Source organism: Pseudomonas wadenswilerensis (genome assembly GCF_900497695.1).
Taxonomy (GTDB): Bacteria; Pseudomonadota; Gammaproteobacteria; order Pseudomonadales; family Pseudomonadaceae; genus Aquipseudomonas; species Aquipseudomonas wadenswilerensis.
Genome location: NZ_UIDD01000011.1, coordinates 1 through 24,633 on the forward strand (window position 1 = coordinate 1; position 24,633 = coordinate 24,633).

19 protein-coding genes and 1 pseudogene are annotated in these 24,633 nt (G+C 62.6%); 8 read left to right on the forward strand and 12 right to left on the reverse strand.

Going from position 1 to position 24,633, the window contains the following annotated elements; all coding sequences use genetic code 11:
- The 8 genes from CCOS864_RS22810 to CCOS864_RS22845 all read right to left on the reverse strand — a co-directional run.
- On the reverse strand, window positions 1-871 hold an 871-nt coding region (locus CCOS864_RS22810; RefSeq protein ID WP_148708572.1), incomplete at its 3' end, for an IS110 family transposase.
- A gap of 229 nt (window positions 872-1,100) precedes the next feature.
- Window positions 1,101-1,583 carry a tRNA adenosine(34) deaminase TadA gene (gene tadA, locus CCOS864_RS22815; protein ID WP_115088523.1) on the reverse strand — a complete coding sequence of 161 codons (483 nt, stop codon included), beginning with the start codon at window positions 1,581-1,583 and terminating at the stop codon, window positions 1,101-1,103.
- Window positions 1,583-2,959, reverse strand: a complete 1,377-nt coding sequence (locus CCOS864_RS22820) for a multicopper oxidase family protein (RefSeq protein WP_115088524.1) — start codon at window positions 2,957-2,959, stop codon at window positions 1,583-1,585. The genes tadA and CCOS864_RS22820 overlap by 1 nt, the downstream gene beginning before the upstream one ends.
- Before the next feature lie 131 nt (window positions 2,960-3,090).
- Window positions 3,091-5,679, reverse strand: a complete 2,589-nt coding sequence (locus CCOS864_RS22825; RefSeq protein ID WP_115088525.1) for a membrane-targeted effector domain-containing toxin — start codon at window positions 5,677-5,679, stop codon at window positions 3,091-3,093.
- Window positions 5,680-5,810: 131 nt separating this feature from the next.
- Window positions 5,811-7,388, reverse strand: coding sequence for a glutamine-hydrolyzing GMP synthase (gene guaA / locus CCOS864_RS22830; protein ID WP_115088526.1), 1,578 nt, complete (start codon window positions 7,386-7,388; stop codon window positions 5,811-5,813).
- Window positions 7,389-7,467: 79 nt separating this feature from the next.
- A complete protein-coding gene (gene guaB, locus CCOS864_RS22835) occupies window positions 7,468-8,937 on the reverse strand; it encodes an IMP dehydrogenase (RefSeq protein ID WP_115088527.1) in 1,470 nt (489 codons plus the stop codon).
- An 85-nt stretch (window positions 8,938-9,022) separates the two neighbouring features.
- On the reverse strand, window positions 9,023-9,580 hold the full coding sequence (locus tag CCOS864_RS22840) for a sugar ABC transporter ATPase (protein WP_115088528.1): 558 nt from the start codon (window positions 9,578-9,580) through the stop codon (window positions 9,023-9,025).
- 18 nt (window positions 9,581-9,598) lie between these two features.
- On the reverse strand, window positions 9,599-10,381 hold the full coding sequence (locus CCOS864_RS22845; RefSeq protein ID WP_115088529.1) for a sulfite exporter TauE/SafE family protein: 783 nt from the start codon (window positions 10,379-10,381) through the stop codon (window positions 9,599-9,601).
- A 102-nt stretch (window positions 10,382-10,483) separates the two neighbouring features.
- Here CCOS864_RS22845 and CCOS864_RS22850 point away from each other — a divergent pair.
- From CCOS864_RS22850 to CCOS864_RS22880, 7 genes and pseudogenes are all read left to right on the forward strand, one after another.
- A pseudogene (locus tag CCOS864_RS22850) lies at window positions 10,484-11,356 on the forward strand (LysR family transcriptional regulator); the annotation flags it as partial.
- A 134-nt stretch (window positions 11,357-11,490) separates the two neighbouring features.
- On the forward strand, window positions 11,491-12,870 hold the full coding sequence (gene xseA / locus CCOS864_RS22855; protein WP_115088530.1) for an exodeoxyribonuclease VII large subunit: 1,380 nt from the start codon (window positions 11,491-11,493) through the stop codon (window positions 12,868-12,870).
- Between the two features lie 3 nt (window positions 12,871-12,873).
- The gene (locus tag CCOS864_RS22860) at window positions 12,874-13,698 is read left to right on the forward strand and encodes a peptidoglycan DD-metalloendopeptidase family protein (protein WP_115088531.1); all 825 of its coding nucleotides are present in this window, start codon (window positions 12,874-12,876) and stop codon (window positions 13,696-13,698) included.
- 311 nt (window positions 13,699-14,009) lie between these two features.
- The gene (leuA, locus tag CCOS864_RS22865; protein WP_115088532.1) at window positions 14,010-15,683 is read left to right on the forward strand and encodes a 2-isopropylmalate synthase; all 1,674 of its coding nucleotides are present in this window, start codon (window positions 14,010-14,012) and stop codon (window positions 15,681-15,683) included.
- A 158-nt stretch (window positions 15,684-15,841) separates the two neighbouring features.
- On the forward strand, window positions 15,842-16,981 hold the full coding sequence (locus tag CCOS864_RS22870; protein ID WP_115088533.1) for a merozoite surface protein 3b: 1,140 nt from the start codon (window positions 15,842-15,844) through the stop codon (window positions 16,979-16,981).
- Entirely contained in the window at window positions 16,981-18,420 is a 1,440-nt protein-coding gene (locus CCOS864_RS22875) for a DUF6384 family protein (RefSeq protein WP_115088534.1), read from the forward strand. The genes CCOS864_RS22870 and CCOS864_RS22875 overlap by 1 nt, the downstream gene beginning before the upstream one ends.
- 4 nt (window positions 18,421-18,424) lie before the next feature.
- Complete coding sequence (locus tag CCOS864_RS22880) at window positions 18,425-19,777, forward strand: coiled-coil domain-containing protein (RefSeq protein WP_115088535.1); 1,353 nt, start codon at window positions 18,425-18,427, stop codon at window positions 19,775-19,777.
- 68 nt (window positions 19,778-19,845) lie between these two features.
- Here CCOS864_RS22880 and CCOS864_RS22885 read toward each other — a convergent pair whose 3' ends face one another.
- From CCOS864_RS22885 to zwf, 3 genes are read right to left on the reverse strand one after another with little or no spacing between them, the layout of a single operon-like run.
- The gene (locus CCOS864_RS22885; protein WP_115088536.1) at window positions 19,846-20,520 is read right to left on the reverse strand and encodes a bifunctional 4-hydroxy-2-oxoglutarate aldolase/2-dehydro-3-deoxy-phosphogluconate aldolase; all 675 of its coding nucleotides are present in this window, start codon (window positions 20,518-20,520) and stop codon (window positions 19,846-19,848) included.
- 17 nt (window positions 20,521-20,537) lie between these two features.
- Window positions 20,538-21,251: a 6-phosphogluconolactonase gene (gene pgl, locus CCOS864_RS22890; protein WP_115088537.1), complete on the reverse strand. Its 714-nt coding sequence runs from the start codon at window positions 21,249-21,251 to the stop codon at window positions 20,538-20,540.
- Window positions 21,238-22,707 carry a glucose-6-phosphate dehydrogenase gene (gene zwf, locus CCOS864_RS22895; RefSeq protein ID WP_115088538.1) on the reverse strand — a complete coding sequence of 490 codons (1,470 nt, stop codon included), beginning with the start codon at window positions 22,705-22,707 and terminating at the stop codon, window positions 21,238-21,240. The genes pgl and zwf overlap by 14 nt, the downstream gene beginning before the upstream one ends.
- A gap of 213 nt (window positions 22,708-22,920) precedes the next feature.
- Between zwf and hexR the strand changes: the two genes are divergently transcribed.
- Window positions 22,921-23,781 carry a DNA-binding transcriptional regulator HexR gene (gene hexR / locus CCOS864_RS22900; protein ID WP_174242320.1) on the forward strand — a complete coding sequence of 287 codons (861 nt, stop codon included), beginning with the start codon at window positions 22,921-22,923 and terminating at the stop codon, window positions 23,779-23,781.
- On the opposite strand, the gene CCOS864_RS22905 is transcribed toward hexR, so the two are convergent.
- Window positions 23,774-24,628 carry a D-hexose-6-phosphate mutarotase gene (locus CCOS864_RS22905; protein WP_115088539.1) on the reverse strand — a complete coding sequence of 285 codons (855 nt, stop codon included), beginning with the start codon at window positions 24,626-24,628 and terminating at the stop codon, window positions 23,774-23,776. The two genes, hexR and CCOS864_RS22905, sit on opposite strands and share 8 nt — an antisense overlap.
- Between the last annotated feature and the right edge of the window lie 5 nt (window positions 24,629-24,633).

The following is a 24,633-nucleotide window of genomic DNA, read 5'->3' on the forward strand; positions in this document are numbered from 1 at the left end:
TCAGCACCCGTATGCAAGCTACGAGTGCCACCTTGGCGCACTTGCCACGTGCCCGAAGTGCTTCGTAGCGTGCTTTAAATTCTGTGTTGTGACGGATGATGATCCAGCTCGACATGTACAGCACTCGCCTTACATGGGCCCGACCACCCCATATCTGGCGGTGCCCTCGATGGCTACCACTATCGTTGTTGTAAGGCGCTACGCCCACCAGAGCAGCGATCTGACGGCGGTCCAACTGCCCCAGTTCAGGCAGTGAGGCGAGCAGATTTGCGGCGGTTACTCGACCGATTCCGGTCACTGCCAATAACTGACGCGCCCTGGTATCGTCCAGTTGCACCATCGCCTGATCAATTTCTTCGTCGAGGCGTTTGATCAGCACTTTCAGCTGCTCTATATGCTCATCGAAGTGGGCCATCACTGTTGCCGAGCGACATTGCTGGCGACGCCGCTTGTCGTCATCACGGCTCTGCACAAATTGGGCGCGCTGCTTCACCAACTCGCGCAGCTCTTCGCGTTCCGGGCTGATCGGTTGGCTTTGAGGAACGCTGAGGTGTGCAGCGAAGTCCGCAAGGACTTCGGCGTCGATCTTGTCGGTTTTGGCTTTTTTACCCATGGCATCGGCGAATTTCCGGGCACGGGCTGGGTTGATGCAGATGGTTTCCAGTCCTGCTGAGGCCAGGGCGATCAACACATCTTTCTCGTAGCCGCCTGTCGCTTCGATCAGCACTCGGCTGATATTGAAGTCCTTCAGACGCTCAAGCAACGCCTCGAAGCCTGCGGAGTTGTTGGCCACTTCGAAGCGGATTTTCTGAGGTTTGATGCAGATTTCCAAAGTGGCTTTGGCAGTGTCGATTCCAACAGAAGACAACATGGCTGAACCCTCTTACACTCAGTTGTGAGAGCGCTCTGGCTTGGCCCACGCTTGTGATTCGAGAGGCGCTCAATCAACTGTTCGGGCTCGGGCCAGAGTGGAGAGGTGAATGGCAGCTTTGCTCCCACACGTGCTTTAAGCACTACCGGCGTACAGCTTGCCATTCACCGCTCTCACTTCTGATTCTATTCCTTCCTCAAGACACAAGCCGGCGTTGCCGGCGATGGGCTCAGGCCTTCGCCCGCCGCGCCTTGAAGAACTCGGACAGAATCGTCCCGCACTCCTCTGCCAGCACGCCCCCCTCGAATAGCACCCGGTGATTCAGAAAGCCCTGGCTAAAGAACTGCCCCTGGCTCTGCACCACGCCCGCCTTGGGCTCCAGCGCGCCGTACACCACCCGGTTGATCCGCGAATGAACGATCAGCCCGGCGCACATGCTGCACGGCTCCAGCGTCACGTACAGGGTACTGCCCGGCAGCCGGTAGTTGCTCGCTGCCTGGGCGGCGGCACGGATGGCGACCATCTCGGCATGGGCGCTGGGATCGCTGCCGCTGATCGGACAGTTGAAGCCACGGCCAATCACCTGGCCATGCTGGACCAGCACCGCGCCGACCGGCACTTCGCCCATGGCCGCGCCTTGCGCCGCCAGCTCAAGCGCCAGGCGCATGAATTCCTGATCGCGGCTGCGATCGATGATTTGCGGTTGGCGCATCACGCCACCTCGATCGCGGCCATCAGGCCGGTTTCCATATGGTCGATCACGTGGCAGTGGAACATCCAGGTCCCCGGGTTATCGGCCACCAGCGCCACCCGCGCGCGCTCGTTCTTGCCCAGCAGGTAGGTGTCGGTGAAATAGGGCTCGACCTTGCGCTTGTTCGAGCCGATCACCTTGAAACTCATGCCGTGCAGGTGAATCGGGTGCTGATACTGGGTCATGTTCTTCAGCTCAAAGATGTAGCTCTTGCCCTTTTGCAGCGTGGCGATCGGCCGGTCGGCGCAGGTCTTGTCGGTGATGTCCCAGGCCTTGCCGTTGATCTGCCAGAGACTCGGTGGCTTGCCGTTGTCGGTGTTGACCGAGACCGAACCGACCCACTCGAAATTGAAGTTGAGCTTCTCGGCGTTGGCCAGGTCCGGTTCGGCAATCGGGTTGGCCGGCAGCGCCGGTGGCCAGTCGCCCGGAGCTTCGCTGCTGGCCACCGAACGCAGGGTGCCCAGGCGCACCGGGCCATCGCGCAGCGACAACTCTTCACCGGCCGGCGGCATCTTGATCGCCAGGCAGATACGCATGCCCGGGCCCAACCAGTAGTCCTTGCCCAGCGGGCGCGGAGTGATGGGATTGCCGTCCAGCGCATAAACCCGGGCCTCGAAGTTGCCTTTGAGGTTGATACGGTAGGTCAGGGTGTTGTCGAGGTTGAGCAGGCGCACCCGCACGATCTGCCCGGCAGGCATGTCGACCACGGCATTGGCCTGGCCATTGATGGTGATCAGCCGGCCAGCGGTGCCACCTCGGGCAGCCTCGCGCGGGATGCTGAAGGGCAGGTAAGTGCCCTGCTCGTCCACATGCCAGTTCTTCAGGCTCAGGGTGCGCTCGTGCTTGAAGCCGGTGGGTTCACGTTCCTCGACGATCAGCGGACCGACCAGGCCGCGGCCGAGCTCTTCGGAACTGTTGACGTGCGGGTGGTACCAGTAGCTGCCGGCATCCGGCACGCGGAACTTGTAGTCGAAGTACTCCCCCGGCAACACCGGCAGCTGCGAGACATAGGGTACGCCGTCCATCTCCAGCGGCAGACGGATGCCATGCCAGTGAATGGTGGTGGCCACCGGCAGGTGGTTGATGAAGCGTACCCGCAGCCATTCGCCCTGGCGCACCCGCAGCTCGGTGCCCGGCGCCGACGGGCCGAAGGCCCAGGCCTCGGTCTTGAATCCGGAGACCAGCTCGACATCCAGCGGCGCGGCGATCAGTTCGTAGTCATGCCCGGCGTTCGGATCGGTACGCCCCAGCCAGTACCGGGACGCGCCACCGGCGCCCAGGCCAATCGCCACCAGGCCGGTCAGGCCACCGAGTATTTGTCGCCGGGTAAAGGACATGCAGCAGGTACCTCGTAATGCCAGGAACAACATGCCGGTACCGGGCTGAAAAGCGCCAAGGGACCGGCGATGAAGGGCGAATACGATACACCTGCAATTGAGAAAGATTAAGTGAAGAGTTGCCGCAGGGCCTAGCTTCCAGGCCTTATCACGCCTGGCGGGGCAGTAATGGCGTCACGAAACGCAACGGGCTGATCCTGCGTCTGCAGTGCCAGGCGCAAGTCCCCCTGTACGATACCGTCGGGGTTGCCCATGCTCGGCAAATAGTATTCACCTGCATCCAGGGTGATACCGGTCGCCTGTCCCGGCCCGGCATCGACCAGACGCAAGCCCGGCACCCCTTGCAGCTCCGCCAGACCCGGCACGCGCTTGTAAAAATTGCTGTGGGTGTTGCCGACCAAGGCCACCCATTTGCCTGCGCCAGTCTCGGCTTGCCCGGCGGAAACAATTCGGCTGGCATAGTAGTTCATGACCTTCTGCCGTAACGGATTGCCCGGGTGCTCGACCTCAAGGCCCTCCAGTTGATAGCTCGCGACACAATCCACAGCCTGTACCCTGATATCGTTGGCCCGGGCTTTTCTAACCAGTTCCAGGAAGCTGTACCGCCCGGTGGTATCGGTGCGCTGCCCGACATCCAGCCGCTCCAGATAGCGCCGCAATTGCGCACTCATGCGCCCGCTGCGATGGAACAGGTCCAGGTCCGCTTGGTGCAGATCCGTCATCAGGTGCTCGAGATAAAGCGTGCGTACGCCTTTGGCATACATCGGCGTGAGGTTTTCCAGCAGCCAACGCTTGCTGGCGATCGAGTCGTGCGATTCGCCAATGACCACGCCGGCGTGCTCGTCGAACAATTCGATGAATGCCCGCTGCGGGCTGATCGAGGCCGCTGGCGGGTGAATCCTGAACCTGGGCAGGGTTATCCGGGTGAAGAAAGTCTCGGCATCGGTGCGCAATTGCTGCCGAATCTGCTCCAGGCTATCGCGCACTTCCATCAGCGGCGACTCCGGGTCGTAGTAATCACCGCCGATCGCCCGCCGATTACTTGCACTGACCAGTTCCAGCACCGCAGGCCGGGCCGGTTCGGGGACTTCATAGCGCCCTGGTACAGCCTCGAAGGGCGAATAATCCACCATTGCGGCCGCCGGCTCGGGCGTCAGCCCTCCCAGGCACTGGCCGCCCCCGCGCAAACAGGCGGACTCGAGCACGATCCACTGCCCCTGCTCGTCCAGGCGCACGGGTATTACGCCATTGAAGGCAAACGGATTGTCTTCAGGAACAATCAACCAGGTACGCAAGGCCTGGTCATAGCGAACCCGGTAGGGTACGCCCTTGAGCTCGATGTACTGGGCACCATCAGCCAAAGTACTGACACCTTGCACAAGGCCGCTGGTAGCTGCTGGTTCATCGATGATCTCATTGCCTTCAAGCTGACCCAGCTCTTGCGCCGCACCACGCCCCAGCGGCAACAGAAACGGCAGGTTGAGCAGCAGGTCGACCCCGGCAAGGATGGCCCCGAGCAAGCCCGCCCGACGTTCTTCGGGGTTGTCGCCATCGACCGCCTGCTCGACGTTCAATGCAAGGCTCGCAGTACCTACAGCCACCGCCAGCAGTGCCAACGGCCAGCCGGCAGGCGCCACGGCACCGAGCAGGCGCGAGGCCACGCCCAGGTAGCCCACCCACAACTGCGCACGCAGCTCGGCATTGGTGCGCAAGGCGGCATCGGTTTCAGCCTCCATGTGCCGCTTGGCGTTGTCGCGCATCCAGGTGAAAACCTCCCCTGTGATCGGCGCACGCTGAACCTGGCGGGCAAATGCCTGGAGGCTACCCTTCGCCCAACTGTCGAATTGATCGCGCTGCCTTTGCTGCGGATCACCGGAGAAATGCACCAACAGCTGTTCGCTGCTGGCAGGCGCCTGCAGCCAGCCGAACAACCACCCGGCCACCTCTTGCTGGCGGCTGAACCCTTGAAAGGACGGCGTCGCACCGGGCAAATAGAGCACATGCTGACCGCCCGCCCCCTGCAACCAGATCACATCAGTTGACAGCTGCCCGGCCAGGCTCAGTGTCGCGATATGAATCCCGGCGGCGGGCGGCTTCGCCTGGTCAAAATGCCGCAATTGCGGCATGACACTGCTGTCGAAACCGACGGCATCGAACACCAGTTGCAACTGCTGTTCGTTCAGTTGCCCGCTCAAGCCCGCCTGCAGGGCTTCGGACAGGTAGTTGAGCTTGCTCAGTGTGCGAACGTCAGCGCCGTGATCGCTCCAGAATGCCGTCCTGCGTCGCAGGAAAGCCGCGCCGAAGTCCAGTTGCCACAGGGCATTGAGCACCTTCTGTGGATCCAGGCGTACTTCGTTGGTTTCATCGAACCGTCGTGCTCCGGGTCCCTCGGTGTAGAAACCGCCGTACAGGAGCAGTAGATCGGCGTTGTCCTGATCACTGACGCGAAAGCGGCGCATCACCAGCTCAGTCAGGGTCATGGATTGAACGGGCGTGCCGTAATGCTCCCAACCTGTAAAGGTTCTGCTGCTACTGGCCGCTCCAGAGAAACGGTGCCAGTAGATGCGATCCGGATCTGCGATCAGGTTACCCTCGGTGCGCAGCAAGCTATTTGCAGCCTCACGAGCCTCGTTGTGCAGATCGGGAAAGGCTTGCACAACCCGCAGGGCAATGGCTGACAGGTCGTTGTGCAATAACACGGACAACGGTGTTTCATTCATGACGCTAGCCTCCGGTACAAGGGAGACCCACTGTGCGAGACAGCGTTGAACCGCGGCATTAGATAGTTATCGCGACAAAAAAAGCGCCATGCCCCGAGGGGACATGGCGCTTTCTCAAGCAACCGGCGGGATCATTCCCACTCGATGGTCGCTGGCGGCTTGCTCGACACGTCGTAGGTGACGCGGGAGATGCCTTCGATCTCGTTGATGATCCGGCCGCTGACGGTTTCCAGCAGCTCGTAAGGCAGGTGTGCCCAACGCGCGGTCATGAAGTCGATGGTCTCTACCGCACGCAGGGCCACGACCCAGGCGTAACGACGGCCGTCACCAACCACGCCCACCGATTTCACCGGCTGGAACACCACGAAGGCCTGGCTGACCTTGTGGTACCAGTCGGCCTTGCGCAGTTCTTCGATGAAGATGTGGTCGGCGCGACGCAGCAGGTCGGCGTATTCCTTCTTCACTTCACCCAAGATGCGCACACCCAGGCCCGGGCCCGGGAACGGGTGACGGTAGACCATGTCGTACGGCAGGCCCAGCTCCAGGCCAAGACGACGAACCTCATCCTTGAACAGCTCACGCAGCGGCTCGACCAGCTTGAGGTTCATCTCTTCCGGCAGGCCACCAACGTTGTGGTGCGACTTGATCACGTGGGCCTTGCCGCTCTTGGCGCCAGCCGACTCGATCACGTCCGGGTAGATGGTGCCCTGGGCCAGGTACTTGATGTTGTGCAGCTTGGTGGACTCGGCATCGAATACGTCGATGAAGGTGCGACCGATGATCTTGCGCTTCTTCTCAGGGTCAGCTTCGCCGGCCAGGTTGCTCAGGAACTGCTCTTCGGCATTGGCGCGGATTACCTTGACGCCCATGTTCTCGGCGAACATGGCCATCACTTGCTCGCCTTCGTGCAGGCGCAGCAGGCCGTTGTCGACGAACACGCAGGTCAGCTGGTCGCCGATGGCCTTGTGCAGCAGCGCAGCTACTACCGAGGAGTCAACGCCGCCGGACAGGCCGAGCAGGACGTTGTCGCTGCCAACCTGGGCGCGAATCTGGGCGATGGCGTCTTCAGCGATGTGCGACGGGGTCCACAGCGCTTCGCAGCCGCAGATGTCGAGGATGAAGCGCGAGAGGATGCGACCGCCCTGCTTGGTGTGGGTCACTTCCGGGTGGAACTGCACGCCGTAGTAGCCGCGGGTGTCGTCGGCCATGCCGGCGATCGGGCAGCTCGGGGTGCTGGCCAGGATATGGAATTCTTCCGGGATGCGGGTGACCTTGTCACCGTGGCTCATCCACACGTCCAGGCCGAGGACGCCGTCGGCATCGACGTGGTCTTCGATGCCGTCGAGCAGGCGGCTCTTGCCGACTACGTCGACGCGGGCGTAACCGAACTCACGCAGCTCGGAGCCTTCAACCTTGCCGCCCAGCTGTTCGGCCATGGTCTGCATGCCGTAGCAGATACCGAATACCGGTACGCCCAGGTCCCAGACGGCCTGTGGCGCGCGCGGGCTGTCGGCTTCGTGCACGGACTCGGGACCGCCGGCGAGGATGATGCCGCGCGGGGCGAATTCGCGAATCGCTTCATCGTCCATGTCGAACGGGTGCAGTTCGCAATACACGCCGATTTCGCGCACACGGCGGGCGATCAGCTGGGTGTACTGGGAACCGAAGTCGAGGATCAGGATGCGGTGAGCGTGAATGTCGAGGGCCATGACTCAATCTCGTCAGTGGAAATCGGAAACGACGCGGGGCTGTCGATAACAGCCCCGCTAGCAAGTGTTGCCTGAAGCATCAACCTACGCGGTAGTTTGGCGCTTCTTTGGTGATTTGAACGTCATGCACGTGGGACTCGGCCATGCCGGCACCGGTGATGCGCACGAATTCAGGCTTGGTGCGCATCTCTTCGATGTTGGCGCTGCCGGTGTAACCCATCGAGGAACGCAGGCCGCCCATCAGCTGGTGGATGATCGCGGTCAGGGTGCCCTTGTACGGCACGCGGCCTTCGATACCTTCCGGTACCAGCTTCTCGGCACCGGCCGAGGAGTCCTGGAAGTAACGGTCCGAAGAACCCTGGGCCTGGGACATGGCGCCCAGCGAGCCCATGCCGCGGTAAGCCTTGTAGGAACGACCCTGGAACAGCTCGATCTCGCCCGGGGCCTCTTCGGTACCGGCGAACATCGAACCCATCATCACCGCAGAAGCACCAGCAACGATGGCCTTGGACAGGTCACCGGAGAAGCGGATGCCGCCGTCGGCGATCAGCGGGATGCCCGTGCCTTCGAGGGCGGCGGCGACGTTGGCGATGGCGCTGATCTGCGGCACACCGACACCGGCGACGATACGGGTGGTGCAGATCGAGCCTGGGCCGATACCGACCTTGACCGCGTCAGCGCCGGCTTCGGCCAGGGCCTTGGCGGCAGCGCCGGTGGCGATGTTGCCGCCGATGACCTGAACCTGCGGGAAGTGCTCTTTGACCCAGCGAACGCGATCGATCACGCCCTTGGAGTGACCGTGAGCAGTGTCGACCACCACCACGTCAACGCCCGCGGCAACCAGCGCCGCAACGCGGTCACCGGTGTCTTTGCCGGTACCGACCGCAGCACCGACACGCAGGCGACCCTGGTCGTCCTTGCTGGCCAGCGGGTAGGCCTTGGCTTTTTCGATGTCGTTGACGGTCATCATACCCTTGAGGGCGAATTTTTCGTCGACGATCAGCACGCGCTCGATGCGGTGCTTGTGCAGCAGCTCGCGGGCTTCGTTCTTGTCGGCGCCTTCGCTGACAGTGACCAGACGCTCTTTGGGCGTCATCACTTCACGTACGGTGGCATCCAGACGGTTTTCGAAGCGCACATCGCGGGAGGTGACGATACCGACCAGGTCGCCATCGTGGAGCACCGGTACACCGGAGATGTTGTGCAGGCGGGTCAGCTCGAACAGGTCACGTACCGTGGCGTCAGCCTCGATGGTGATCGGGTCCTTGACCACGCCAGCCTCGAACTTCTTGACCTTGCGCACTTCGGCAGCTTGCTGCTCGATGGTCATGTTCTTGTGGATGATGCCGATGCCGCCTTCCTGGGCCATGGCAATGGCCAGACGGGCTTCGGTCACGGTATCCATGGCGGCGGAAACCAACGGAATGTTCAGCTCGATGCCACGGGTCAAACGGGTCTTGAGACTGACTTCATTGGGTAGCACCTCTGAATAACCAGGCACTAGGAGAATGTCGTCGAAGGTCAGGGCTTCTTGGCTGATACGCAGCATCGCGGGGGCTCCCGGGCGGGAAAAATGGAAGCGCGCCATTATACTCATCCCGTGCCCTTCGCTCAATGCCAAGATGGGCCTTCGGTCAGTTACCTTCGCGGGTTACCTGCACGACGGCCACCGGTTGGTCCAGCCAATCGGCGAAGTTATCCAGAAAAGCCTGCGTGAACCCCGCCGCACTCCAGTTATTGAAGATGAAGCCGAGGTTGGAAAACGCGCAGGGCTGGAGGAACAGAAAACCGTTGATGTCATCTTCATGGCCGCACAACGGGCAAACGAAGTTTTCTGTGCGCCCGGGCATCCAGTCCTCCAGGCTTTCGAATAGCGCCACGCCGACTTCCTTGCGGCATTCAGCGCAGCCGGCTTCTTCAAGAAAGCCCTCGGTCGGGGTATAGATACAGCGCTTGGTAATGACCTCAAGGCCATTGACCGGCAGGTCGTACGGCAGCAGTTCCGGCCGTTCGACCACCTTGCGCGCGCCTTCGGCGATGGCATAGGCCATGCGGTTGCCGGTGCTGCCACAGGTGCTCAGTTGCTCCTCGATGACCTTCTCGCGCACCAGCCAGCGCAGGATTGCCCGGGCACGGGGCTCATGCACGGGGACGGTGGAAATCTTCGGGACAATAATGCTCTGGGTCGTCATGACAGCGGCCAAACAGGTTCAAAGGTGCCAGTTTACCTCACTCAGGTAGCGGCCGATCAGGGCAATGCCGCTGGCCAGCACCAACCAGGTGACCAGGCGTACGAAGGTGTCGCGTGACATGTTCAGGGTCAGGCGCCGGCCCAGGTACAGCCCGACGGCCATCATCGGCAACAAGCACAGCGCCAGCAGCAACAGCGGCAGGTCGGCATACACGCCGGCGATCAGGAACAGGCTCAGGCGCACCACGGTGCTGCAGCTGATCAACGCGCTCTGGGTGGCCCGCGCCTGCTCCTTGGAGGGCAGGCGGGCATTGAGGTAGAGGGCATATAGAAAGCCGCCGCTGCCGAACAAGGCACCGAACAGGCCGCCCACCGTTCCCATCGGCACCGACCAGGCAGCCGACAGCTGCGCCGGCTTGACCTTCACCGCCAGGCTGTACAGGGCATAAGCGCTGATAAACAACCCCATCAACAACAGCAACAGGTCGGACTTGAGGTTGAGCAAAAACACCACGCCCAGGGTACAACCCAGCGCCATGCACGGCAGCAGGCGCATCAGCTCCGGGCGCGCCACCGCTTTGCGCGCAGGCAGCCAGTTGCCGAAGGCGGCGACAAAATCCAGCAACACCAGCAAGGGGATGATCCGCGACAGCGGCATGAAGTTGATCAGCACGGGGCCGGCCACCAGTGCGGTGCCGAAGCCGGCGATGCCGAAGACGATATAGGCGGCGCCGATGCCCAGCAGGATCGGCAGCCAGTCGAGGGTGGTAAAAGGCAATTGGGCAAGCAGGGTCGAGAACATGGCGGTCTTCACCAGTGGATGTAGGGAAACTTTAGTCAGCAGCAAGCCATGCCGACTAATATGCAATTACCTTATTAGCCATCTTGAAACGGCATAGCACCGATGATTTCCACCCGTCAGTTGCGTTACTTCGTCGAAATTGCCGAAAGCGGCAGCTTCAGTGCGGCCGCCGAACGCCTGTTCATCGCCCAGTCGGCCCTGAGCCGGCAGGTCAAGGAGCTGGAGTCACACCTCGACACCCTGCTGTTCGAGCGCACTGCACGCCAGCCGCGACTTACCGCAGCGGGCCAGGCATTTTTGCCGCGAGCGCGGACCTTGCTGGTGGACCTGGAAAAAGCCGAACGCCTGGCCCGTGAGGTTGGCCAGGGCGTGCGTGGCAGCCTGCGCCTCAGTCATTCCAGCACGGTGCCGCTGACCGGCCAATTGCTGGCGCGCCTCAGCGGCTATCTGAATGACAACCCGGGCGTATCCATGGAAATCGCCCAGCAGTCGTCCGAGGCGCAGCTTGAAGAACTGACCGCGGGTCGCCTGGAGCTCGGCCTGCTGCGCTTGCCGGTGCTGCGTCAGCATGAAGGGCTTTGTGTCCGGCCATTGTTCGAAGAACCCCTGTTGCTGGCGGTCGCCGAGGGTCATCCATTGGCTGAAGAAAGCAGCGTTTGCCTGGCGCAGCTGCGTGACGAGCCTTTTATCTCCATCCCCCATCGCCAGCGTGGCGGCCTGAGCTACCTGTCTGCCGAATTGTGCATGGGTGCAGGGTTCTTTCCGCAATCGGCGCGCGTGGTGTCGCGCAAGACCACTCAGCTGCAGTTGATCCAGGCAGGTTTTGGGGTGGCGTTGTTGCCGCAATGCATGGAGGAGATTGCCCCGGCTTCGCTGCGCTTCATTGCCCTGGCCGATGAGGGTTGCCGCAGTACGGTGGCGCTGGCCTATCGGCGCGATGCCGGGGCTTTGGTTGAGCAGTTCATCCTGCATATGGGGGCTGCTGCGCAGCCCATCGCCGGCAACAATGGGCCGGAATACACAGCTCCTGTGGGAGCTGGCCTTGCCAGCGATGAAGACACCGCCGAGCCACTGCCACCCCGGCTCCACAATCCTTTATGATGCAGCCCATGATCAAAGACCCCTTCGAAAGACTCGGCCTGGACCGCGAAGTCCTGACCGTCAGCCAACTCAACGGCCGCGCCCGGGTGCTGCTGGAAGACGTGTTCCGCAATGTCTGGGTCGAAGGCGAGATCTCCAACCTCGCCCGCCCGGCCTCCGGCCATGTCTACTTCACCCTCAAGGACAGCGGCGCCCAGGTGCGCTGCGCGCTGTTCCGCCAGAACGCCGCGCGGGTCCGCCAGGCCCTGCGCGATGGCCTGGCGGTCAAGGTGCGCGGCAAGGTCTCGCTGTTCGAGGGCCGTGGCGACTATCAATTGATCCTCGACACCGTCGAGCCGGCCGGCGACGGTGCCCTGCGCCTGGCCTTCGAAGCGCTGAAGGAAAAGCTCGGCGCAGAAGGCCTGTTCAGTACTGAAGCCAAGCTCGCCCTGCCCGCTCACCCGCAGCGCATCGGCATCGTCAGCTCGCCCACCGGCGCGGTGATTCGCGACATCATCAGCGTGTTCCGCCGCCGAGCACCGCAGGTCGAGCTGACCCTGATCCCCACCGCCGTACAAGGCCGCGAAGCCATCAAGCAGATCGTCCGCGCCCTGCAACTGGCCGACAGCCGCGGCTTCGACGCGCTGATCCTGGCCCGGGGCGGCGGCTCGCTGGAAGACCTCTGGTGCTTCAACGAAGAAGCCGTGGCCCGCGCCATCGCCGCCTGCAAGACGCCGATCGTCAGCGCCGTCGGCCATGAAACCGATGTCTCGATCAGTGACTTCGTCGCTGACGTGCGCGCCCCGACGCCGTCTGCCGCCGCCGAGCTGCTGGCCCCGGACAGCAGCGACCTGCAACGGCGTATCGACAGCCTCAAGCGCCGCCTGTTGCTGCGCATTCAAAGCCGCCTGATGCACGACCGCCTGCGCCTGGACAGCCTGACCCGGCGCCTGCGCCACCCGGGCGAACGCCTGCGCCAACAGGCCCAGCGCCTGGACGATCTGGACATGCGCCTGCGCCGCGCCTTCGAGCAGCGTCTGAACCAGCGCCGCGAACGCCTCGCGCGCCTGGACACGCGCTTGGCCGCGCAACACCCCGGACGCACCCTGGCCCTGCTCAAGCAACGCCTGGACAGCCTCGCCGAACGCCTGCCGCGGGCCATGCGCGACACGCTCAAGGACCGCCGCCAGCGCCTGCAAGCCCAGGTCCAGACCCTGCACGTGGTCAGCCCCCTGGCGACCCTGGGCCGTGGCTACAGCATCCTCCTCGACGAGCGCGGCCAGGCCATCCGCAATGCCGCCCAGACCCACAACGGCCAACGCCTGACTGCCCGCCTGGGCGAAGGCGAACTGCAGGTACGGGTCGAAGACAATCACCTGACTCCGGTCACGCTTTCTTTACTGGATTGAATCATGCCCCGTCTGTTTGCCCCGCTGTTGCTGCTGTGCCTGATGTTCGCCAGCAGTGCCCAGGCCAGCTACATCACCCGCCAACTGAACAAGCCGGTGCCCGGCGGTGTGGCGGTCATCGACCTTGGCCCGGCCGCCGCGGCACCGAGCGCGCGCTTTGATGGCAAGCCGGTGCTGGTGGTCAAGGAGCAGGACCGCTGGCTGGCCATCGTTGGCCTGCCGCTGACGCAAAAGCCCGGTACCGCACAGCTCACCGAGGGCACGCGCACCCTGAACTTTACCGTCGGCAGCAAAAAGTACCCGGAGCAGCGCATCACCCTGAAGAACAAGCGCCAGGTCAACCCCGACCCGGCCGACCTCAAGCGCATCGATGCCGAGCTTGCCGAGCAGATCAAGGCCTACCGCAGCTTCAGTCCCAACCTGCCGAGCAACCTGATCCTCGACAAGCCGGTCAGCGGCCCGCTGTCGAGCAAGTTCGGCGTGCGCCGTTTCTTCAATGGCGAAGAACGCAATCCGCACGCAGGCCTGGATTTTGCGGTACCCGCCGGCACGCCAATCAAGACCCCGGCCAACGGCAAGGTCATCCTTGTCGGCAACTACTTCTTCAATGGCAACACGGTGTTCGTCGACCATGGCCAGGGCTTTATCAGCATGTTCTGCCACATGTCGAAGATCGACGTAAAACCCGGCCAGCAGCTTAGCCGCGGCGCCGTGGTTGGCCGGGTAGGTTCGACCGGCCGTGCCACAGGCCCGCACATGCACTGGAACGTCAGCCTCAATGATGCGCGGGTCGATCCGGCCATTTTCATCGGTGCCTTCCAGCCCTGAGGGCTGAGTTGCGCTATTAAAAAAGACCGCGCAACTGGCGCGGTCTTTTCATTCATGAAGCGCCATAAAATCTCGACAATTATCGTTTTTTAAGCATTTATCTCAATTTTTTCGCAAGGCTTGCCATCTTTAACCCCACTGGTTAGGGTTGAAGCCATGAAAACCTTTCAGACCCTCATCCTGCTTCGTCAACATCGCAGCCTCTGCCTGGTCAGTGCACGACTACCAAGCTGAATCGCGTCGCCTCGCCTTTTCATCTCGTTTTCGTTCGGCGGGCCCCTTTCAAGGCCGCACATTCAAGGATTGCTTTCATGACCATGCTCAAAGACCCTTCGAAAAAATACAGCGCCTTCGCGACCGTCAACTTGCCTGACCGCACCTGGCCTTCGAAGACCATCACCGAAGCGCCGATCTGGTGCAGTTCGGACCTGCGCGATGGCAACCAGTCGTTGATCGAGCCAATGGATGCGGCGAAGAAGCTGCGCTTCTGGAAGACCCTGGTCAGCGTTGGCGTGAAAGAAATCGAAGCCTCGTTCCCGTCCGCTTCGCAAACCGACTTCGACTTCGTCCGTACCCTGATCGAAGACGGCCATATTCCGGACGACACCACCATCCAGGTGCTGACCCAGGCCCGTGAAGATTTGATCGCTCGTACGTTCGAATCCCTGCGCGGCGCGAAAAAGGCCATCGTCCACCTGTACAACGCCACCAGCCCGTCGTTCCGCCGCATTGTCTTCAACCAGGACAAGCAAGGCGTGAAAGACATCGCGGTGAACGCGGCGAAATTGTTCGTCAAATACGCCGCCCAGCAGCCGCAAACCCAGTGGACCTTCCAATACTCGCCAGAGACCTTCAGCGCCACCGAACTGGAATTCGCCAAGGAAGTCTGCGATGCGGTGATCGAGGTGTGGAACCCTAGCCCTGAGCACAAGATCATCCTCAACCTGCCGGCTACCGTCGAAGTCTCGACGCCGAACATCTACGCCGACCAGATCGAGTGGTTCGGCCGTAACGTCAACCGCCGCGACAGCGTGATCATCAGCCTGCACACCCACAACGACCGCGGCACTGGCGTAGCCGCTACCGAACTGGGCCTGATGGCCGGCGCCGACCGTGTCGAAGGCTGCCTGTTCGGCAACGGCGAGCGTACCGGCAACGTCGACCTGGTGACCCTGGCGTTGAACCTTTACACCCAGGGCATCGACCCTGAGCTGGATTTCTCCGACATCGACGGCGTGCGCAAGGTGGTCGAGGAGTGCAACCAGATTCCGGTGCACCCGCGTCATCCGTACGTTGGCGACCTGGTTCACACCGCGTTCTCCGGCTCGCACCAGGACGCCATCCGCAAAGGCTTCACCCAGCAGAAGGATGACGCCAAGTGGGAAGTGCCGTACCTGCCGATCGACCCGGCCGACATCGGCCGCAGCTACGAGGCGGTGATCCGCGTCAACAGCCAGTCGGGCAAGGGTGGCATCACCTACCTGCTCGAACAGGAATACGGCATCAGCCTGCCACGGCGCATGCAGATCGAGTTCAGCCAGGTGGTACAGGGTGAAACCGACCGCCTGGGCCTGGAGATGACTGCCCAGCAGATCCACTCGCTGTTGCACCGCGAGTACCTGCAGGCCAACTCGCCGTACGCGATGGTCAGCCATCGCCTGCAGGAAGAGAACGGCCACAGTGCGGTGGAAGTGGAAGTCGCCGGTGAAGGCGAGACCACCCTGCATTGGCGCGGCAAGGGCAACGGTGCCCTCGAGGCCCTGGTGGCCGGCTTGCCGATCGCCGTGGAAATCATGGACTACAACGAGCACGCCATCGGCGCGGGTACCAACGCCAAGGCTGCGGCCTACATCGAACTGCGTGTCGCCGGTGGTCGTCCGGTGCATGGCGTGGGTATCGATGAGAACTTCACCACTGCCAGCTTCAAGGCATTGTTCAGCGCCCTGAACCGTTCGTTGAGCCAGCAGGCTGCCAAGGCGGCCTGAGCCATACGCTGAGCTGCAACCGAGTGCCCGCCTCCATCCGGAGGCGGGCACTTTCGTTTGCGCCCGAGAAAAATCGTCGGTCAGCTTGACGGCAACCCCCGGTATACTCCCTTCCTCGCTTTACCCTGCGCTGCGCGCACATCATGAAAGGACACTCGATGAGCAACTACCTCGAGCGGGCACTGAGCGGCCTGCGCACCATCGGCATCAACCTCCTGCGCCCTGTCCAGGACGCCCCCGTGCTGATGCTGCTCGACCGCGTGGCGCAGTACGACAGCAGCAAGGTCACCTCGATCGCTGCGGTCCTGCAGCAATCCACCGCTTTCAACAGCATGGTCCGCGAGCAGATCGAGGGCATGGACATCTCCACCCGCTTCATGGACATCACCCAGAGCTTCACCTCGATCCGCGAAGACGCCGCGGCCATGGCCGGCTGGATGGACGACGGGCGCCTGGACAGCATGGAAAAACTCAAGCTGGCCTGGATGAACGTGCGCCGTGGCTCGATCCCCAGCCGCTTCAACGACATTCGCGACAACTACCTGCAGGTGTGTAAGTCGGCCAACGACCAGATCAGTCGCGAGACGGTGATCCTTGAGTCCTACATGGACTTTCGCATGGCCATGAAGGCTGCAGAGGTCGAAGCCCAGCAGGTGCTGGCCATTGCCGGCCAGGCCCTGGAACAGCGCACGGCCGAACTGAATGAGGCAAACCAGCAAGTCGCCGCCGCCGAATCGGCCGAGCCGGCCGAACGTGCCGCGCTGGAACTGCGCCGCGACGAAGCCGTGCGTGCCCTGCAGGACGAAGACAAGCGCTACCAGATCGTCAAGGACATCGCCGATGACCTCAAGGTCGGCTACAACACTGCCGAGATGGTCTTCGCCCGCATCAACCAGGTACACGTGATCAAGGAGCGCCAGTACCAGCGCATGGTCTCGTTCTTCTCGACCAACGAAGTGGTGCTTACCGGCCTTGCCGTGTCATTCACCGCCAACAGCGGCCTGGCCGAGGCGACCCATACCCTCAATGCCACCACCGATGGCATCAGCAAGGGCCTCGAAGCTCTCGGCAGTACCGGCAACCAGCAGCTCGAAGCTGCGGTCAAGGCCAGCTACGGCTCGACCATCAAGGTCGATTCGGTACGCGCGCTGGCCGACGCCACGCTGTCGTTCCAGACCGACATGAACAGCCTCACCGAAACCTACCGGGCCGAGTCGAGCAACGCTTCGCGCGACATCGCTGCCGCGGTCGAGGATGCCAAGCGTAAATTCGCCGCGCTGCTCAGCAAGGCGGCCTGATGACCAGCATCCCACTCTCCGAACAGCTCGGAGCGATGGCGTTCGTCGACGAATTGCGCCACCAGCAGATGCAGCTCCAGGAACACCTGAACCTGCCCAAGCGCCGCGCCGAAGTCGCGGCGCGTATTCGTGACTACTACCAGAGCCACAACATCGCCTTCGACGAGGCGCTGATCGACCAGGGCGTGCGCGAGTTCTTCGCCCGCCGGCTGATGTTCGAAGCCCCGCCGCTGAGCTGGCGGGAAAAGCTGCTGAGCAAGGCATCGATGGCGCGCGGCCAGCTCTACAAGCTGTTCCTGGCAATCATTGCCGCGGCGCTGATCACCCAGTGCACACGCATTGCCCACGACAGCGGCATTACGGTCGAGATCGAAAACAGTGCCCGTGACCTGCGCTGGCATGATGAAGACGTGCGCACCGAGATCCAGCTCAATCACAAGCAGCTCGAGCAGTGGCAGCAAAAGGCTTTGGCCCAGCCCGATGTCGCCGTCAGCCGCATTCTCGATCAGGTCCGGCAAACATTGCCGCCGCTGGATCAGACCTTTGCCAGCGATGTGCCGCAGTTCGTGCGCAAGACCAACCGCGACAGCGTCAAGACCCTGGTCACGCAGCGTGAGGCGCAGATCAAACTGGCCCGCCAGGCCATCTCCTCGGCCCGCTCTGGCTTCGCCACGGTAGAAGGTATCTACCAGCAGCGCGATAAACTGGCCAGGCTCCTGGCGATGCCGGCCTATACCGAAGGCCTCAAGCCGTTCCCCAATCTCAAGGAACTTGCCAGTTCGGCTGACCAGCAACTGCTGCAAGTCAAGGATACTGACACGCTCAAAGCGGCCGGCTTCCAGGTCGGCAAACTGGATTATGAGATCGATCGAGTCTCCTATTGGCTCGAACAGATCACCCTGCGCGATCAGTTGCAGCAGCGCCTGCAGGCGATGCCGCTGGCCGCCGGTGACCGAGCGCAACTACAAGCGCTGCTCGCCCAAGCCAACAACAGCCTGCACAACGAGGACGTCAGCCAGACCGGCGATCAGCTCAAACACCTCAAGCGGATGCTCGACTTCGCCGCCGTGCCGCTGACCCTGCAGATCGTCGACCGCACCGGGATCAAGTCCGGGGTCGAGCGTTGCTACGACCCCGCCGGCTGCAACCGCGGCGAGGACACCGACAAGGGCAAGAGCTGGTTCCTGGTGGTCGAGGCCACTGACGCCGGCGGCATCAGCGCTGAAGTACCGGTCACCAGCTCCGAAACCGGCAAACAACGCTGGAGCCGCCTGTTCGCCGTGCGCGTCAGCCAGGCCGAATACCTCAAGGTCAAAGTGGACAAGCTCGATGATGGCCATATCGATGACCGCATGATGGGCAGCAAGGCTGCCAACTCGCTGACCCTGCGCTTCAACCAGCGCACCACGGGCAACCCTGACATGATCATGGACTGGTGAACACATGACCCCTTCTACCCTCACCGGCACCGTGGCGCAGAACGCCCGCAGCAGCGAGGCCTTGCTGCGCAGCGCCGAGCAACTGCTGTCGGCCCTGAGCGATCAGGAAGCGCGCCTGGAACAGGACATCCTCACCCGGCTGAGCAACATCGCCACGCTAAAGCTCGAACATCGACCGGCCCTGGACCAGGACACCCTGCTGCAACTGCAGGCACGCCAGGATGCCGAAGCGCAACTGCGCGCCGAACTTGCCCGGGTCGAAACCGATATTGCCGTGTCGCTGGCCGACCAGCACGCCGTGCGCAGTCGCATTGAGAGCATCGACCGCCAGGTCAAGGATCAACTGGTGCTTGAGCCTGACTGGTGCGAGCTGGGCGAGCAGTTGCGGGCCGCGCAAGAGGCCAACGGCGAAGCGCTTACCGGCTATCAGGAGATCCGCCAGGAGTGCGTCGACAAGCTGCCTTCGTACAGCGCCAACCCGATCTACTACCACTTGCTCAAGCGCGATTACGGCACTGACCAGTACCGCTACAACTTCCTGCACCGCTGGCTCGACAACAAGCTGGCCAAGCGCGTCAACTTTGTCGGTAACCGCAACAACGAGCTGATGCTGCGGGCCATGCAGACCCGCAACGAAGAGCTGCAAGGCGAACGCCTGAGCCTGATTGCCGGGCTGCAGGACGCTATCGACCAGCGTCTGGCCCAGGCGCGTACAGCGGCAGGGATGGACCCGCTGACCCGCGAAGACGTCACCCTGAACAAGCACATCGTCGCCGCCAAGGCCCGGGCCAACGAGCAACACCAGCAATTGGCCAATTTTGCCGGTAAACAGGACCCGCATTACCTGCGGATCCGTCAGAACATCACCGAACGCCTGCAGGCACAGACCATCGAACAACTGCTGGTCGAAGTACAAAAGACCCCGGACAACAACGACGACAAGATCGCCGCCCAGCTCAAGGAGCTGTACCCGCGCCTGCGTGACGTACAGGACCGCCTGCCCGAGCTGCGCGACCAGCATGACCGTGCCCTGCGCGACTATGAGCGGGCCAAGGAGCTGGAGCGGGCGCTGCGCACCGACTATTACCGTGACAGCGACTACAACTACTACACCACCTTGAGCATCGAGCGCCTGCTGGCCGACTACATGACCCGCGACCTCAGCCTGCACGCGCTGGAAACCGTGCTACAAAGTGGCCGACGCCTGGTGCCGCGCAGTTCTTCGTCCAGCAGCTCTTCGTCGTTCAGCTGGTCGAGCTCCGGTTCCAGTAGTTCAAGCTCAAGTTCGAGTTCCAGCGATTTCTCCACCTCCAGCAGCAGCGGTGGTGGCAGCTTCAGCACTTCGGACAGTTTCTGAGCAGGCAAAAAAAAAGGTGCGCCGACCAAGCGCACCTCAAAGCCGTGTAGCACACAACGAATTCGGTTTCAGTCCAGCAGTGCCAGGGCCTCGGCACTGCAGGCCTGGATACGGGCCCAGTCGCGGCTCTTGATCCAGCTGCTGTCGAGCATCCAGGTACCGCCCACACACATCACATTGGCAAGGGCCATGTAGTCCTTCACATTGCCCGGGTTGACCCCGCCGGTGGGGCAGAAGCGCACGTCGCCGAACGGGCCGCCATAGGCCTTGATCGCCGCCACGCCGCCGCTGATCTCAGCCGGAAACAGCTTGAAGCGCCGGTAGCCCAGGGCATAGCCCATCATGATTTCCGACGGTGTGCTGATACCTGGCAGCAGCGGGATGTCGCTGTCGACGCCGGCCTCAAGCAAGTCCTGGGTAATGCCCGGGGTGACCACGAACTGCGCGCCAGCCGCCTGCACGGCAGCAAACATGTTGCGGTCGAGTACGGTGCCAGCCCCGATGCACAGCTCCGGGCGCTGCTCGCGCAGCACCTGGATGGCCTTGAGGCCGTGGGACGAGCGCAAGGTCACTTCCAGGGTCTTGATACCACCGGCTGCCAGGGCATCGGCCAGAGGCAGGATGTCTTCTTCGCGGGCGATGGTGATCACCGGCAGAATGCGCGCCTGGGTGCAGATCTGATCGATCCGGGCAATCTTGTCGGCCATGGAAGCTCCCGGCTGTTTCAGTTCATGCGTGGTCATAACGGCGGATCCTTGGCTCATGGGCACCAGTAAATATCCAGAGGGTCTTGTAAGAAGGCACGAATCGGCATCTCGGCCTGGTCATCGCCGGCCAGCGCGGCGCGCAGGGTAGCGAGTTTGCCCGGGCCTTGCACCGACAAGGCGGTAAATCCGGCGCGGGCCAGCAGCGCCCGGGTCATGCTCAGCCGTTGATGCGGCACGCTCGGCGCCAGCATCGGCAGGCAGCGACGGGGGCTGTTCGGGTCGAGACCTTCGGCAAGGTTCGGGCTGTTGGGGAACAGCGAGGCGGTATGGCCGTCATCGCCCATGCCCAGTACCAGTACGTCGATACCCGGCAGTTCGGCCAGGGCCTGATCGGCTTCCTGCGCAGCGGCCTCAAGACTGCCTGCGGCGCGATAGAGGCAGAGGAAACGCGCCTTGGCAGCAGGACCGGTCAACAAATGGCGCTTGAGCAGGCCGGCATTGCTGTCGGCATGCTCGACCGGCACCCAGCGTTCATCGGCCAGGGTCACCAGCACCTTCGACCAGTCCAGCGGCTGCTTGAGCAGCGCGGCAAAAAACGCCACCGGGCTGCGGCCGCCCGACACCACCAGGGTGGCCTGGCCCTTGGCGGCAATGGCCGCATTCAGGCGCCCTGCCACATCCTTGGCCAGCCCTTCAGCCAGCAGCGCGGGTGTATTGAAATCACGTGCCGTGACCTTCGCCGGCAGTTGCAGTTCAGATATCGCCATACCAGGACCTCCCATCGCGGGTAATCAGTGCAATCGAGCTCATCGGCCCCCAGGAACCGGCGGCATAGGGCTTGGGCGCGTCGCCCGACTGTTTCCAGCCGGCGATCAGCTGATCGCACCACTTCCACGCGTATTCGATTTCATCCTTGCGCACAAACAGGTTCTGATTGCCGCGCATCACTTCCAGCAACAACCGCTCGTAGGCATCGGGGATCCGCGCACTACGCCAGGTGTCGGAAAAATTCAGCTGCAAGGGCCCGCTGCGCAGCTGCATGCCTTTGTCCAGACCCTGCTCCTTGGTCATTACCCGCAAGGAGATACCTTCGTCCGGCTGCAGGCGGATGATCAGCTTGTTGCCGATCTGCAAACGCTGTTCCGGGGCGAAGATGTAGTGCGGGGTTTCCTTGAAGTGGATGACAATCTGCGACAGTTTTTGCGGCATGCGCTTGCCGGTGCGCAGGTAGAACGGCACCCCGGCCCAGCGCCAGTTGCGGATATCGGCACGCAGGGCGACGAAGGTTTCGGTGTCGCTCTGGGCGTTGGCGTTGTCTTCTTCCAGGTAACCGGGCACCGGCTTGCCTTCGCTGTAGCCGGCAATGTACTGGCCGCGCACCACCTGGGTGCTCAGGCCCTCGCCCTTGATCGGCGCCAGGGCTTTGAGCACCTTGACCTTCTCGTCACGGATGCTGTCGGCCGAGAGGTCGCTGGGCGGGTCCATGGCAATCAGGCAGAGCAACTGCAACAGGTGATTCTGGATCATGTCGCGCAGTTGCCCGGCCTTGTCGAAATAGCCCCAGCGCCCTTCGATGCCGACCTTCTCGGCGACGGTGATTTCCACGTGGGAGATCGAGTTCTGGTTCCACTGGGTTTCGAACAGGCTGTTGGCAAAGCGCAGGGCAATGAGGTTCTGCACCGTCTCCTTGCCCAGGTAGTGGTCGATACGATAAACGCGGTTTTCCGGAAAATACTGGGCCACGGCGTCGTTGACCCGCCGTGAGGATTCCAGGTCATGGCCGATGGGTTTTTCCAGCACCACCCGGGTACGGGCGCTGAGGCCGGCTTTGTCGAGGTTCTCGCAAATGCCGCCATACACCGCCGCCGGGGTGGCGAAATAGGCGATCAGCTGGCTGTCGCTGCCGACCTGTTCGGCCAGGGCCTGGTAGTCCTCGGCCTTGAGGAAATCCACGTGCAGGTAGGTCAGGCGCGCCAGAAAGCGCTGCAGCACCGGCGCCTCGATCTGCCCGGCAGGCACGAACTCCTGCAGGTGCGCCTCGATCGACGCCAGGTGCTCATCGACACTGCCCGGCTCGCGGGCCAGGGCCAGCACCCGGGTGTCGGCGTGCAACAAGCCGGCCCGGTCGAGCTGGTAGAGCGCCGGAAACAGCTTGCGCAAGGCCAGGTCGCCAAGGGCGCCAAACAGGGCAAAGGTGCAGGGTTCAACGCTGATCGAAGCCATGATGTTGGTTCTTTTATCAAGTTGACGTAGAAATACCGTTTTCAATCGCAGTTTTCAAGGAATAATGTAGTAAAAACCACAACATTTTACCCAGTGGACAGATTCAAGTGGTGTGCCAACCATGCCATCAGTACGATAGGCCACCGTGTCAAAAGCCCGCTGCTGTCGCCAGCCGGCTGTCTCAACGACCCAAGGAAAACACCCATGGACCGCGTGCGAAACCTCCTGGAGCAGATCCAGGGCCGCCTCGAAGAGCTGAACAAGGCTGAGCGCAAAGTCGCCGAAGTCATCCTGCTCAACCCCCAGCAAGCCACTCGTTTCAGCATTGCCGCCCTGGCCCAGGCTGCCAAGGTCAGCGAGCCGACGGTAAACCGCTTCTGCCGCTCGTTCGGCGTCAGCGGCTACCCCGAGCTCAAGCTGCAACTGGCGCAGAGCCTGGCCAGCGGCGCTGCCTACGTCAGCCGGGCAGTGGAGGCCGACGATGATCCGGCGTCCTACACCCAGAAGATCTTCGGCAGCGCCATTGCCTCGCTGGACAGTGCCTGCCAGCAACTGGATCCGCAGCTGATCAGCCGCGCCGTCGACATGCTGATCCAGGCCCGGCAGATCCACTTCTTCGGCCTCGGCGCCTCGGCCCCGGTAGCGCTGGATGCACAGCACAAGTTCTTCCGCTTCAACCTGGCGGTGTCGGCCCATGCCGATGTGCTGATGCAGCGCATGCTGGCCTCGGTGGCCCACACCGGCGAGCTGTTCGTGATCATCTCCTACACCGGGCGCACCCGCGAGCTGGTCGAAGTCGCACGCCTGGCCCGGGAAAACGGCGCCTCGGTGCTCGGCCTGACCGCCGCCGACTCGCCGCTGGCCAAGGCCAGCAGCCTGAGCCTGAACATCCCGCTGCCGGAAGACACCGACATCTATATGCCGATGACTTCGCGGATCATCCAGCTGACCGTGCTCGACGTGCTGGCCACCGGCATGACCCTGCGCCGCGGCGTCGACTTCCAGCCGCACCTGCGCAAGATCAAGGAAAGCCTCAACGCCAGCCGTTACCCGATCGACGACGAACTCAACTGAGCAAGTGCGCCTGCAGACGCAGGTGCGCTTGCTCACCCGGCGCCAGGCTCAGGCTGTCACTGCTGCCACTGGCCGCCTCGACACAGACGAAGCCCAGGGTTTCGCTGCCACTGACACCCATCAATGGCCGACTGCCGGGGTGCCAGACCACGGTGTCTTCGCTGTCACCGGTGTCGATGCACAACTGGCGCTGCCAGGCCGGGTCGTGCAACTGCAGGGTCGCCGCATTGGGGAACACCCGCTGGCACCCGCCGTGGACCTTCAAGGCGCCCTTCTGGCGACAGGCCTGACGGTTCAAACGGTCGTAACCCTCAATGTTTTCTAGCCCAGATAGCGCTATCTCAGAAACGTCACTAATACGCCAGTAAGCCAGCAGAGCATGACTCAACTGACAAGGCTGGCTGTCCTGATGCTCGGTACTGAGTTGCAGCTCCATGCGTTTGCCCAGCTTGGCCACCAGGTCGACCTGCCAATCGCACAGTTGCAGGCGCCACTTGAGGGTCACGCCCTCTTCGGTTTCGCTGCTGTCGATCAGCTTCCAGTCGAGCAGGCGCGCCCAACCGTGGGCCGGCCACATGTCTTCGCTGGGGTGACGGCCGTACCAGGGCCAGCACACCGGCACACCGCCACGGATCGCGCCGACTTGTGGCCACTGCGCCGCACACCACAGCCACGGGCGCTCGCCCTGTGGTTGGAAGTGCAACAATTGCGCGCCCTGACGGCTGAAGACTGCCTGGCATTGCGGGTGATCGATGATCAGCACATCGCGCTGCTGGTAACGCTCCCACTCGAAGGTCGGCCGCGGCCTCTGCGAGGTGAAGAAACGTTGTAGCGGGTGCTCTGGCATGGCGG